Raw genomic sequence first — 11,983 nt, forward strand, 5'->3', positions numbered from 1 at the left:
CTCAGGCGGGGTAAAGCAGCAGATCGGCGACTTCGGCGCGCCACGCGGCTTCGTCGGCACGGGCCAGCGCGTCGAGATCGCCCGGCAAGGCGCTGCGATCATCCACCCATTCGCGCAGTGCCGGACCGCCGTTGATCACGTCGATGGCGAGGCGATCGAACTCGTACTCGTAGGGAAAATCGCGCCAGAGCGGATAGTCGGGATAGAGATTGCGGATCGCCTTGAAGGCCAGCGCCTGAAGACGCCAGGGCTTGAACGCACCGTGATCGTAGAAGCCGCCTTCGGCATGGATCATGAGCGCACTGCACAGTGTGCCCTGGTGCTTGTGGAAGGTCGGCTCGAACCAGCATTCGCGTAGCGCGCAGCCCGCCATCCACTCCGGTGCAATCCGCTCCATTTCGGCCAGGATCGCCTTGGCGTCGAGATCGGGCGCACCGAACAGCACTTCGAGCGGGCGCGTGGTGCCACGCCCTTCCGATACCGTCGCCCCCTCGATCATGACCGTGCCGGCATAGGCGCGCGCCATGTTGAGGTTCGCCGCGTTCGGGCTGGGATTGATCCAGATGCGGTCCTGCGGCCAGCCAAAGCCGGGCCCCGCCAGCGGCTCCCAACCCTCCATCGCGATCACCTGGTAATCAACGTCGAGCTGGAAATGGCGGACGAACCAGTGGCCCATTTCGCCCAGTGTCAAACCATGACGCATCGGCATCGGACCCGCGCCGACGAAGCTTTCCTGCCCCGGCAGGAGCGTGGTCCCCTCGACCGGACGCCCCGCGGGATTGGGACGGTCGAGCACCCAGACCGACTTGCCCCCTTCGGCGGCGGCCTCGAGCAGGTAGAGCAAGGTCGTCACGAAAGTGTAGATGCGGCAGCCCAGATCCTGAAGATCGAACAGGAAGACGTCGGCGGTGTCCATCATCGCCGCGCTGGGGCGGCGCACTTCACCGTAGAGGCTGAAGACCGGAATGCCGTGGACCGGGTCGCGCTCATCCGCGGTTTCGACCATGTTATCCTGCTTGTCGCCCTTGAGCCCGTGCTGCGGGCCGAAGGCCGACGTCACGTTCACGCCCGCCGCGATCAACGCGTCGAGCGAATGGACAAGGTCCTTCGTAACCGAGGCGGGATGGGCTACGAGAGCGACGCGCTGGCCTTCGAGGGGCTTGCGCAGTTCAGGGTCTGCGAGGAGACGATCGATACCGAAGTTCATGCTCCTTCCGGTGCCGCAAGCGCGAGCGTGAAGCAAGCCGGATCGTGGAAGTCGGGCTGCGAAGCGCCATGGACGAGCGCCCAGTAGCTGCGCTGCCCGCCGGTCTCCTCGAGGACGGCGGTGATCCCGCAACGCCAGGGAAAGGCCGGCAGGGCTGCGCGCGGCAAGGCGGCATCGAAGATCGCGAGCGTCTCGCCCTTGCGCATCGTGCAGACCGGTTCGTGGGGCATCGGCCGCGGCTCCATGCCGGTCCGGATCGCGCTGAAATCATAAGCCGCCCAACGCTCCGAAGGCGACAGGTTGAATTCGCTGTAGCCGTCCTCAACAGGGCTGGCGAGAAAGAACTCGAAGCAGGTCGTCTGCCACAGGTTGTCCGCCCGGCCCTTGCCCGCGAAGGCCGGAACGACGAGTTCACCCGCGCCCTCGATGCGCCAGCGCAGCCGCAGCCATTCGCCGTCGGGCGTAACGCGCCCGCGCACTGCGGTTATGGTTCTGGCGGGTGTCTGCGGGTGACAGACAAGCGTAAAGGTCTCGGACGACATGCGAATTCGATCTCCTCGGTCGCGGCCATCGTTTTTAGCGAGCGCTGCGACAGGCGTCGAGACCGCGCCCACACTCTTGCCACCCGCCTCGCCGGTGGCTAAGCGCTCGTCCATCATGACCCAGTACAAATCGGACCTGCTTCGCCTGCTCGATGAGCGCGGTTACATCCACCAGATGACCGACGCACACGAGCTTGACGCCCTTGCCACCAAGCAGGTCGTACCGGGTTACGTGGGCTTCGATGCCACGGCCTCCTCGCTCCATGTCGGCAACCTCGTCTCGATCATGCTGCTGCGCCGTCTCCAGCAGGCTGGCCACAAGCCGGTCGTGCTTATGGGCGGTGGCACCACGCGGATCGGCGACCCCACCGGCAAGGACGAAGTGCGCAAGATGCTGTCGGACGAGGCCATCGAAGGCAACATCGCCTCGATCCGCACCGCCTTCGAGCGGTTCCTGACCTTCGGCGACGGACCGACCGATGCGGTCATGGTCAACAACCACGACTGGCTGGGCAAGATCGGCTACATCGAGATGCTCCAGAAGGTCGGCACGCACTTCACCGTGAACCGCATGCTGAGCTTCGATTCGGTCAAGCTGCGCCTCGAGCGCGAGCAGCCGATGACCTTCCTCGAATTCAATTACATGATCCTGCAAGGCTACGATTTCCGCCACCTCAGCGACACCATGGGCGTGCGGCTGCAGATGGGCGGATCGGACCAGTGGGGCAACATCGTCAACGGCGTCGAACTGGCCCGTCGCATGGATGGCAAGGAGGTCTTCGGCCTCACCACCCCGCTCATCACCAAGGCCGACGGCACCAAGATGGGCAAGTCGGTTTCGGGTGCGGTCTGGCTCAACGAGGCCATGCTGCCCTCGTACGACTACTGGCAGTTCTGGCGCAATTGCGACGACCGTGACGTAGGCAAGTTCCTGCGCCTGTTCACCGACCTGCCGCTCGACGAGATCGCCCGCCTCGAGGCGCTCGAGGGCAGCGCGATCAACGACGCCAAGGTGATCCTCGCCAACGAGGCGACCCGTCTGTGCCGTGGCGAAGAGGCCGCGAAGACCGCCGAGGCGACCGCCGCGCAGACTTTCGCCGCCGGTGGCCTGGGCGAGGACCTGCCCACGCTCGAAGTCGGTTCGGAGGGCGTCCGCCTTGGCGCGGCCTGCACCGCGCTCGGCTTCACCGCCTCGAACGGCGAGGCCAAGCGCAAGATCGGCGAAGGTGCGGTGCGTCTCGACGAGGTGCTGATGGATGATCCCGGCTTCCTCATCACGGTGGCACACGGCACATCGGCCAAACTGAGCGTCGGCAAGAAAAAGCACGGTGTTATCAAGGGTATTTAACCCGGACTAACGGCAAATTCCTGCCATATTGCACAGTCGTCTTAACGCATTGTTTGCCATTTTGAGCCAAAGCTGGTCGGAGTCATCCACAAGCAGAGGCAAAAGCCCATGAGTGCAGGAGCACAGCTCACTGTAACCGACAAGCGGCGCGCGGCGCGCCACCCCGTCGACTACAAGGTGATTGCCGAGCATCGTCAGCTCGGTGATGTGCATCTTCACATCGTCAATATCTCGGCCCAGGGCTTCATGGCCCAGGGCGAGCTGGGCCTTGAACGCGGCGAACGTCTGGTGATGCGCCTGCCGGTGATCGGCCGCATCGAGGCGCACCTGATCTGGGCCCACGAAGGGCGTGCCGGTTTCCAGTTCGAGCGCATCATCCGCATCGACGACTTCCTCAAGCTGGTCGACAACCTCCAGCCCAACCCGCGCCTTCGCCCCCGCCGCTAAGAACACGATCGGGGTCCTGCGCGCCCGTCACGCCGGATACGAGGTCCGGCCACGCGCAAAGCCGAGCCACCAGATCGGGTCGCACCGCACTGGACTTTGAATACCACGGACGCGTCGCGGGCGAACTGCGCACTTGGGCATGTGCGTCGCGACTCGCTCCGACAAAGATCGTCTACTGGCCATAAAACGCTGCATGGCTTGGCAATTCGCCGCCTCGCTGCCATGCAGCGTTTCGTGAATACCTCGACTCCCACTGGCAGCCCGACGTCACCGCTCCAGATTGCGGATTACCGCAAGTTCTGGCTGGCACGTTGCTGCGCTGTCCTCGCCTCGACCGCCATGGTCGTGATCATCGGATACCAGCTCTACGACGTCGCGCGCAGCCATTACGGCATGTCGATCGCGCAGGCTTCGTTCCAACTCGGCCTGCTGGGATTCGCGCAGTTCATGCCGGTCTTCCTGCTGACCCCGGTCGCGGGCGTACTCGCTGACCGGATCGATCGCCGCAAGGTGGCGGCCGCTGCCTCGTTCCTTGATTGCCTCGTCGCGGTGGGCCTTGCGATCACGACCGCGATGCAGCTCCACAGCCTGCCCGTGCTCTACGCTTTCGCGGTGCTGCACGGCGTGGTGCGCGTATTCATCAGTCCCGCGATGGGCGCGATTGCGCCCAACATCGTGCCGCCCCGGCTCATTCCCAAGGCCATCGCGCTCAACTCGATCGCGATGCAGGTGGGCACGATCGTCGGCCCGGCCGCTGCGGGCTACCTCTTCGCCTGGCATGCTCCGCTTCCCTACACCACCTCGGCGGTGTTCCAGGTCATCGCCGCGATCAGCGTGATGGCGATCCGCAACCTTCCCGAGGTCCATCCCGACGCGCGCAAAGCCCACCCCGTCCGCCAGATTGTCGAGGGTTTTCAGTTCATCTGGTACGAACGCTTCCTGCTCGGCTGCATTACGCTCGATCTCTTCGCGGTCCTGCTCGGCGGCGCCACGGCCCTGATGCCCGTCTTTGCGCGCGACATCCTGCATGTCGGTCCCGCTGGCCTCGGAGAAATGCGTGCGGCCACGGCGGCGGGCGCGGCCGTGATGGCGCTTTTCCTGTCCTTCCGTCCGATCGCCAAGGAAGTCGGCGTCAAGATGCTGCTGGCAGTCGGCGCCTATGGCGCCGCGACGCTCGCCTTCGGGCTTTCGCGCAGCCTCGCCCTCTCTCTCGTCTTCCTCGCGCTGCTCGGCGCGGCCGACATGGTCTCGATGTTCGTGCGCGGCTCCCTGGTGCAACTGCGTACGCCCGACGACAAGCGCGGCCGCGTCTCGGCGATTTCGGGCCTCGCGATTTCGGCGTCCAACGAATTGGGCGAAATGCAGTCGGGCATAGCCGCCGCCTTCCTCGGTGCGACGGGAGCCGTTGTTTTTGGCGGCGCGGGAGCCATATTGATCACGGCGCTGTGGGCCTTTCTCTTTCCCGAAATCCGCCGTGCCCGCACTTTTGACACATCACCTGCAAGAGAGGATTCCTGAGCCATGAAGGCAGCAAGCGTTCTCGCCACGATCGGCAACACGCCCCACATCCGCCTTTCGCGCCTCTTCCCCGACCACGAGGTCTGGGTGAAATCGGAAAGGACCAATCCGGGCGGCTCGATCAAGGACCGCATCGCTCTTGCCATGATCGAGGCCGCGGAGGCCGATGGCAGTCTCCAGCCCGGTGGCACCATCATCGAACCGACCTCGGGCAACACCGGCATCGGCCTGGCCATGGTGGCCGCCGTCAAGGGCTACAAGCTCGTGCTCGTCATGCCCGAATCGATGTCGATCGAGCGCCGTCGCCTGATGCTCGCCTATGGCGCAACGTTCGACCTCACCCCGCGCGAGAAGGGCATGAAGGGGGCGATCGAGCGCGCCACCGAACTGGTTGCCTCCACGCCCGGTGCCTGGATGCCCCAGCAGTTCGACAATGCCGCCAATCCCGCCATCCACGCGCGTACCACCGCACAGGAAATCCTGGCTGATTTCGCCGAGACCCCGATCGACGTGCTGATCTCGGGCGTGGGAACCGGCGGCCACCTCACCGGCTGCGCCGAAACGCTCAAGGCATCCTGGCCGCAGATGAAGGCCTACGCCGTCGAGCCCGAACTTTCCCCGGTGATCTCCGGTGGCCAGCCCGGCCCGCACCCGATCCAGGGAATCGGCGCGGGCTTCATCCCCAGCAACCTGCACACCCAGGCCATCGACGGGGCCATCCAGGTCGACGGCGGCGAGGCCAAGGCGATGGCCCGCGAATGCGCCGTCAAGGAAGGCATGCTGGTAGGCATCAGTTCGGGCGCGACCCTCGCCGCCATCGCCAAGAAGCTTCAGGACCTGCCCGCTGGCAGCCGCATCCTGGGCTTCAACTACGACACCGGCGAGCGCTATCTCTCGGTCCCCGATTTCCTCCCCGAATGAGCAGGCGCCCCGCGTGGGCCCTGCCTCCCTTTCTCCCCCCAAAAGCCAGATGGAACTACGCATGAGCACATTGGAAGCGGTCCCCTACAGCCACGGCGGCAAGGATCTCACGGGCTGGCTCGCCCGCCCGGCCGGCGCCCCGCGTGCAGCGGTGGTCGTCTATCCCACGATCGCCAACATGATCCCGCTGATGGAAACGCGCGCCAAGGCCCTCGCCGACGCGGGCTACCTCGCCATGGTCGCCGACTTCTACGGAGAACCGGTCGAGAGCTTCGAAGCCTCGTTCCCGATGGGCACGGCGCTGCGTGAGGACTGGTCGTTCTACCGCGGCAACATCGGCGCGGCGATCGATGCGCTGGGTGCGCTTGCTCCCGAACTCCCAATGCTGGCGATGGGCCACTGCATGGGCGGTCAGGCCGCGCTAGAGGCGGCGCGCATGGGGGCGAACGTCAAGGCGGTCGTGAGCTTCCACGGGACGCTCGATACCAAGGCGCCCGCCAAGGCCGGCGAAATTTCGGCCCGCGTTCTCGTTTGCCACGGTGATGGTGACCCACTCGTCCCGCACGAGCAGGTCCTGGGCTTCTGGGACGAAATGAACGCGGCCGGGGCGGACTGGCATTTCCACGCCTACGGCCAGGTGCGCCACGGTTTCACCGATCCCGACAGCGACCACAAGACCCAGGAATTCCTGGCCTACAGCCGTAGCGCCGACCGCCAGAGCTGGGCCGCGATGCTCTCCTTCTTCGATGAGACGCTCGGCGCCTGATCGGCGCAGACTGCTCTTCAAAAAGCCCCGGGCCGCCTAGGCTCCGGGGCTTTTTCATGCCGGTCTCAGGCGATGCGTACGAGCTCGTCCCCCTCGAGACGACGGTAGAAGCAGCTGGGGGCACCGGTGTGACACGCAGGACCTTCGGGTGTGACGACGAGCGTGAGCGCATCCTGATCGCAATCGACCTGGATTTCCTGCACGCGCAGAAAATGGCCCGAAGTCTCGCCCTTCAACCAGAGCTTGCCGCGCGAACGCGAATGGAAATGGGCCAGCCCGGTCTCGCGCGTTTTGGCCAGAGCGACTTCGTCCATATAGGCCACCATCAGGATGTCCTTGCTGGCCGCGTCCACCGCAATCGCGATCAGCAGCCCCTGCTTGTCGAAGCGCGGCAGGAAGGCATTTCCCAGTTCACGATCCGCCTTGCTTACCTCATCCATTGTCAAAAAATTCCTCCGGCACACTCTGCGTATTTCGATTGTTGCAGGATAACCACAGCTGCAACCCAAAATCATGCTGATCCGCTGAAAGCCCTTTGCAATTCCGCCTTCGTGACGGAAAAAGGACAGGCAGCTGGGGGGCTGCTTCTGACCCATAGGTCGCTGATTGACAAGCGCCACGGTTCAGGGAGAATTTGCGACAAGATCCCGTCAACCGGATCATCGCCTTGAGGGACGGACCAGGTAATTTCGGGGAGATTACCTCGCTTCGCAGGGTCCGAACAGTTTCGTCACGAGGACGCCCGGAATGTTTTCATTCCGGGCGTTTTCGATTTGGGCATCCTCTCTCCGCGACCTCTATTGCCCGAGCATCATGACAATCATGTGGCACCGAGCGCTTCATCCAGAACACGCGCAAAGCACGAAATCACAACGGATTTTGCCCCTGCCCGTTTGAGCACGGAAACGCAGGCGCCCGATGTCGCACCGCTCGTCATCACGTCGTCCACCAGCAGCACCCTGGCTCCGCGCAAGGCCTCGGCATGGCGCGGCGCGAGAGAAATCACGCCCTTCATCACGCGCTGGCGCGCCGCCTTTCCGAGACCGCCGAGCGACGGCGTCGGGCGCGTGCGCACCAATCCATCGACAAGCAGACGCGCTCCCGTCCTTCGCGCAATGGCGCGGGCGAGCTCGGCCGACTGGTTGTAACCTCGACGCCACAGCCGCCAACGGTGCAGCGGCACCGGGACGATCAACCAGTCCTGATCGACGGTGGCCAGCTTGCCCAGCATCAGCTCGGCCAGGAGCGGCGCCAACGCGATGCGATTGCCGTGCTTTAGCGTCAGGACCAGCTGGCGCGAAGCCTCGTTGTAGAGCGTGGCCGCCGCGATACCGTCGTGGCGCGGAGGCTGGGCCAGGCATGGCGCGCAGATCGCCCCATGCGCCACGGCATCGGGGAACGGACGCGAGCATGCCGCACATGCCGGTTCGCCGGGAATGACCAGCGTCGACCAGCAAGGACCACACAAGCCGGTCTGGCCGCCGATCCGCGCCCCACAGAGCGGACAGCGCGGCGGAAAAACCACGTCGACGACGGGTGCAAACACGTCCTTGAGGCCCATCCCATGCAGGCTACCCACCGCGACGGGGCGAGCAAGCGGTTGCAACCATTTAACCAAGCAGGCAGGGAGCATCGCATGGCCAGCATGTCTCCCCCTCGCACCCCGCCCCGCATCTTCGCAAAGAACCGCCGACAGGCCCTGCGCCAGCGGCTGCGCGCGCTCCAAGCCCGGCCCGACGCCGCGCGCTACCTCATCGAGGACATGATCGAGGACGTTCACGAACGTCTCGCCTTCCTGCGCTTCGATCCCCGACGCGTGCTGGTAGTCGGCGACTACACGGGCGAACTGGCCCGTTCGCTGCGCGCCAAGGGCTGCGAGGTAATCGAGGCCGACCCAGCCGACGGGTTCGAAGAGGAACAGCCCTACCCCTTCGGCGAATTCGACCTCATCGCCAGTCTCGGCACGCTCGACACCGTGAACGACTTGCCCGGCGCGCTCATCCACATCCGCCAGGCGCTGGCAAAAGGCGGGATGATGATTACCAGCTTCCTCTCACTCGGCAGTCTCGCGCGCCTTCGCGAAGCCATGCTCGAGGCCGATGGCGAGCGCCCTGCCCCACGGCTTCACCCCATGGTGGACGTGCGCGCCGGTGGCGAGCTGCTCCAGCGCACGGGCTTTGCCGATCCGGTGATCGACCAGCGCGGGCTCAAGGTCGCCTTTCGCAGCCTCTGCCGGCTCGTCGGTGATCTGCGCGCGCAAGGAGCCTCGAACGTGCTGGCCGACCCGGGCCCGAACTTCGATCGCGCCGCCCTCGAACGCGCTTCGGCCGCCTTCACCGCGAAAGGTGAAGACGGCCGAACCGTTGAGACCTTCGAGATCCTGACCCTCTCGGGTTGGAGGAAGTAGCAGAAGGAATTTCGAGGGGCATAGCCCCTCGAGCTCCCAAAACCGTCAACGGCATGCACCCAGTTCGACGGTCCCGGGGTCAAGGGGTGGCAAACCCCTTGAATTCCCCTTTCTTACTTCAGCCCAGCGCCGCCTGCGCAGCCGCCAGACGCGCAATCGGCACGCGATAGGGCGAGGCACTGACGTAATCGAGCCCGACCTTCTCGCAGAACGCGATCGAAGCCGGATCGCCGCCATGCTCACCGCAGATGCCGAGCTTGAGGTCGGCGCGGGTCTTGCGGCCTCGCTCGGCGCCCAGCTCTACAAGCTGGCCGACACCCTCGACATCGAGGCTGACGAACGGATCGCGCGGGTAGATGCCCTTTTCGACGTAAGGGCTGAGGAAGCGCCCGGCGTCGTCACGGCTGACACCCAGCGTCGTCTGCGTCAGGTCGTTGGTACCGAACGAGAAGAAGCGAGCTTCTTCCGCGATGTCACCGGCCATGAGCGCGGCGCGCGGCAGCTCGATCATGGTGCCGACCATGTATTCGAGCGTGCAGCCCTTCTCGGCGAAGACCTTGGCCGCGGTCTCGTCGACCAGCTTCTTGAGGATCGCGAGTTCCTTGCGGGTGGCGACCAGCGGGATCATCACTTCGGGAACCGGAGCCTCGCCCGAAGCCGAAGCCACGTCGCAAGCCGCCTCGAAGATCGCGCGGGCCTGCATCTCGTAGATCTCGGGGAACGTAATGCCCAGGCGGCAGCCACGGTGGCCGAGCATCGGGTTCAGCTCATGCAGTTCGTCCGCACGGCGCTTGAGCGTGTCGACGCCAATGCCGATCGTGTCGGACAGTTCGACGAATTCGGCATCGCCCTGGGGCAAGAACTCGTGAAGCGGCGGGTCGAGCAGGCGGATGGTGACCGGAAGGCCCGCCATCACGTCGAAGATCGCGTGGAAATCCGCGCGCTGCTCGGGAAGCAGCTTATCGAGGGCGACGCGACGACCGGCCTCGTCTTCGGCGAGGATCATCTGGCGCACCGCCGAGATGCGGGTGGCATCGAAGAACATGTGCTCGGTACGGCACAGGCCCACGCCTTCGGCGCCGAACTGGCGGGCCATCTTGCAGTCCGCGGGCGTTTCGGCGTTGGCGCGCACCTTCATGCGGCGGTGCTTGTCGGCCCACTCCATGAGCGTGCCGAAGTCACCGGCCAGCTCGGGTTCGATGGTCGGCACTTCGCCCGCCATGATCTCGCCGGTCGCGCCGTCGAGCGTGATGACGTCGCCTTCCTTGAGTTCACGCGTGCCGATGCGCAGCGTGCGCGCCTTCATGTCGATCGAGACGCCCGAGGCGCCCGAGACGCAAGGGCGGCCCATGCCGCGCGCAACCACGGCGGCGTGGCTGGTCATGCCGCCGCGCGCGGTGAGAATGCCTTTGGCCGCGTGCATGCCGTGGATGTCTTCGGGCGAGGTCTCGACGCGCACGAGGATGACCGCTTCGCCCAGTTCGCTACGCTTTTCGGCGGTATCGGCATCGAGCACGATCTGCCCCGAAGCCGCACCCGGCGAGGCGGGCAGGCCCTTGGCGAGAATGTCGCGCGGGGCCTCGGGATCGAGCGTGGGGTGGAGCAGCTGGTCGAGTGCCATCGGATCGACGCGCTTGATCGCGGTCGCCTCGTCGATGAGGCCTTCGCCCACCATCTCGACCGCCATCTTCAGAGCGGCCTTGGCGGTGCGCTTGCCCGAACGGGTCTGCAGCATCCACAGCTTGCCCTGCTGGACGGTGAACTCGATGTCCTGCATGTCGGCGTAGTGCTTCTCGAGCAGCTCGAAGACTGCGGCGAGCTCGCCATAAGCCTTGGGCATCGCCTCTTCCATCGACGGCGCTGTGGCGCCCGAGGCTTCGCGTGCGGCCTTGGTCAGGTACTGCGGGGTGCGGATGCCAGCAACGACGTCCTCGCCCTGCGCGTTGACGAGGTATTCGCCGTAATAGGCCTTCTCACCGGTCGCGGGATCGCGGGTGAAGGCGACGCCGGTAGCCGACGTCTCGCCCATGTTGCCAAAGACCATCGCCTGCACGTTGACGGCGGTGCCCCAGTCGCCCGGGATGTCGTTCAGGCGGCGGTAGACCTTGGCGCGGTCCGAATCCCAGCTGTCGAACACGGCGCGGATCGCACCCCAGAGCTGTTCGTGGACGTCCTGCGGGAAAGGCTTGCCCTGCTCTTCCTCGACGATCGCCTTGTACTGCTTGACGATCGCGCGCCAGTCGTCGGCCGAAAGCTCGACGTCGTTCATGAAGCCGTTGTCTTCCTTGACGATCTCGAGCGCTTCCTCGAAGCGTCCGTGATCGAGGCCGAGGACGACGTCGGAATACATCTGGATGAAGCGGCGGTAGGAATCCCAGGCAAAGCGGTCGTCGCCGGCCACCGAAGCAAGACCCTCCACGGTCTCGTCATTCAGGCCCAGGTTCAGCACCGTGTCCATCATGCCCGGCATCGAGACGCGCGCGCCCGAGCGGACCGAGACGAGCAGCGGATCGGCCGCCGAGCCGAACGACTTGCCCACGGTCTTCTCGATATGGGTAAGTGCTTGCGCCACATCGGCGCGCAACGCGTCCGAAAAATCACCACCTTCAGCAAGATACTTCACGCATTCTTCAGTCGTGATCGTAAATCCCGGGGGAACCGGAAGACCAATTCCGGCCATTTCCGCAAGATTGGCACCCTTGCCGCCCGTGATTATCTTGTTCTTGGCGCGCGGATCATCATGTTTTACGCCACCACCGAAGGTGTAGACCTGCCTCGTCATTGTATTGGCTTTCCTAATTACGTCCGACCCTCCTCCAGGCCGGAC

The 11,983-nt window shown here is 65.0% G+C and carries 11 protein-coding genes; 6 read left to right on the top strand and 5 right to left on the bottom strand.

Features of this window, described 5'->3' with window-relative positions; genetic code table 11:
* Position 1: 1 nt before the first annotated feature.
* Together HT136_RS11550 and HT136_RS11555 are read right to left on the bottom strand one after the other, a co-directional pair.
* The gene (locus HT136_RS11550; protein WP_214199925.1) at positions 2–1,207 is read right to left on the bottom strand and encodes an exo-beta-N-acetylmuramidase NamZ family protein; all 1,206 of its coding nucleotides are present in this window, start codon (positions 1,205–1,207) and stop codon (positions 2–4) included.
* Entirely contained in the window at positions 1,204–1,749 is a 546-nt protein-coding gene (locus tag HT136_RS11555) for a DOMON-like domain-containing protein (protein ID WP_246543632.1), read from the bottom strand. Before HT136_RS11555 ends, HT136_RS11550 begins: the two co-directional genes overlap by 4 nt.
* Positions 1,750–1,864: 115 nt before the next feature.
* Between HT136_RS11555 and tyrS the strand changes: the two genes are divergently transcribed.
* The 5 genes from tyrS (at position 1,865) to HT136_RS11580 (ending at position 6,749) form a co-directional block, all read left to right on the top strand.
* On the top strand, positions 1,865–3,097 hold the full coding sequence (tyrS, locus tag HT136_RS11560; protein ID WP_214199926.1) for a tyrosine--tRNA ligase: 1,233 nt from the start codon (positions 1,865–1,867) through the stop codon (positions 3,095–3,097).
* Positions 3,098–3,205: 108 nt separating this feature from the next.
* Positions 3,206–3,544, top strand: coding sequence for a PilZ domain-containing protein (locus HT136_RS11565; protein WP_214199927.1), 339 nt, complete (start codon positions 3,206–3,208; stop codon positions 3,542–3,544).
* A gap of 222 nt (positions 3,545–3,766) precedes the next feature.
* Complete coding sequence (locus tag HT136_RS11570; protein ID WP_214200089.1) at positions 3,767–5,062, top strand: MFS transporter; 1,296 nt, start codon at positions 3,767–3,769, stop codon at positions 5,060–5,062.
* 3 nt (positions 5,063–5,065) lie between these two features.
* On the top strand, positions 5,066–5,983 hold the full coding sequence (gene cysK, locus HT136_RS11575) for a cysteine synthase A (RefSeq protein WP_214199928.1): 918 nt from the start codon (positions 5,066–5,068) through the stop codon (positions 5,981–5,983).
* Positions 5,984–6,044: 61 nt separating this feature from the next.
* Positions 6,045–6,749, top strand: a complete 705-nt coding sequence (locus tag HT136_RS11580; protein WP_214199929.1) for a dienelactone hydrolase family protein — start codon at positions 6,045–6,047, stop codon at positions 6,747–6,749.
* 65 nt (positions 6,750–6,814) lie between these two features.
* Here the strand turns inward: HT136_RS11580 and hisI are convergent, their stop codons facing one another.
* Positions 6,815–7,189, bottom strand: coding sequence for a phosphoribosyl-AMP cyclohydrolase (hisI, locus tag HT136_RS11585; RefSeq protein ID WP_214199930.1), 375 nt, complete (start codon positions 7,187–7,189; stop codon positions 6,815–6,817).
* A 380-nt stretch (positions 7,190–7,569) separates the two neighbouring features.
* Positions 7,570–8,310: a ComF family protein gene (locus HT136_RS11590; RefSeq protein ID WP_214199931.1), complete on the bottom strand. Its 741-nt coding sequence runs from the start codon at positions 8,308–8,310 to the stop codon at positions 7,570–7,572.
* Positions 8,311–8,385: 75 nt separating this feature from the next.
* Here HT136_RS11590 and HT136_RS11595 point away from each other — a divergent pair, with 75 nt between their 5' ends.
* Positions 8,386–9,156: a class I SAM-dependent methyltransferase gene (locus HT136_RS11595; RefSeq protein ID WP_214199932.1), complete on the top strand. Its 771-nt coding sequence runs from the start codon at positions 8,386–8,388 to the stop codon at positions 9,154–9,156.
* Between the two features lie 118 nt (positions 9,157–9,274).
* On the opposite strand, the gene ppdK is transcribed toward HT136_RS11595, so the two are convergent.
* A complete protein-coding gene (gene ppdK / locus HT136_RS11600) occupies positions 9,275–11,938 on the bottom strand; it encodes a pyruvate, phosphate dikinase (RefSeq protein ID WP_214199933.1) in 2,664 nt (887 codons plus the stop codon).
* Positions 11,939–11,983 lie beyond the last annotated feature (45 nt).

The sequence above is a fragment of the Novosphingobium profundi genome, assembly GCF_018491765.1.
GTDB classification, from domain to species: Bacteria; Pseudomonadota; Alphaproteobacteria; order Sphingomonadales; family Sphingomonadaceae; genus Novosphingobium; species Novosphingobium profundi.

Coding starts and splice junctions, on each gene's coding strand:
- HT136_RS11550 (WP_214199925.1), bottom strand. CDS start 1,207: ATGAACTTCGGTATCGATCGTCTCCTCGCAGACCCTGAACTGCGCAAG.
- HT136_RS11555 (WP_246543632.1), bottom strand. CDS start 1,749: ATGTCGTCCGAGACCTTTACGCTTGTCTGTCACCCGCAGACACCCGCC.
- tyrS (WP_214199926.1), top strand. CDS start 1,865: ATGACCCAGTACAAATCGGACCTGCTTCGCCTGCTCGATGAGCGCGGT.
- HT136_RS11565 (WP_214199927.1), top strand. CDS start 3,206: ATGAGTGCAGGAGCACAGCTCACTGTAACCGACAAGCGGCGCGCGGCG.
- HT136_RS11570 (WP_214200089.1), top strand. CDS start 3,767: ATGCAGCGTTTCGTGAATACCTCGACTCCCACTGGCAGCCCGACGTCA.
- cysK (WP_214199928.1), top strand. CDS start 5,066: ATGAAGGCAGCAAGCGTTCTCGCCACGATCGGCAACACGCCCCACATC.
- HT136_RS11580 (WP_214199929.1), top strand. CDS start 6,045: ATGAGCACATTGGAAGCGGTCCCCTACAGCCACGGCGGCAAGGATCTC.
- hisI (WP_214199930.1), bottom strand. CDS start 7,189: ATGGATGAGGTAAGCAAGGCGGATCGTGAACTGGGAAATGCCTTCCTG.
- HT136_RS11590 (WP_214199931.1), bottom strand. CDS start 8,310: ATGGGCCTCAAGGACGTGTTTGCACCCGTCGTCGACGTGGTTTTTCCG.
- HT136_RS11595 (WP_214199932.1), top strand. CDS start 8,386: ATGGCCAGCATGTCTCCCCCTCGCACCCCGCCCCGCATCTTCGCAAAG.
- ppdK (WP_214199933.1), bottom strand. CDS start 11,938: ATGACGAGGCAGGTCTACACCTTCGGTGGTGGCGTAAAACATGATGAT.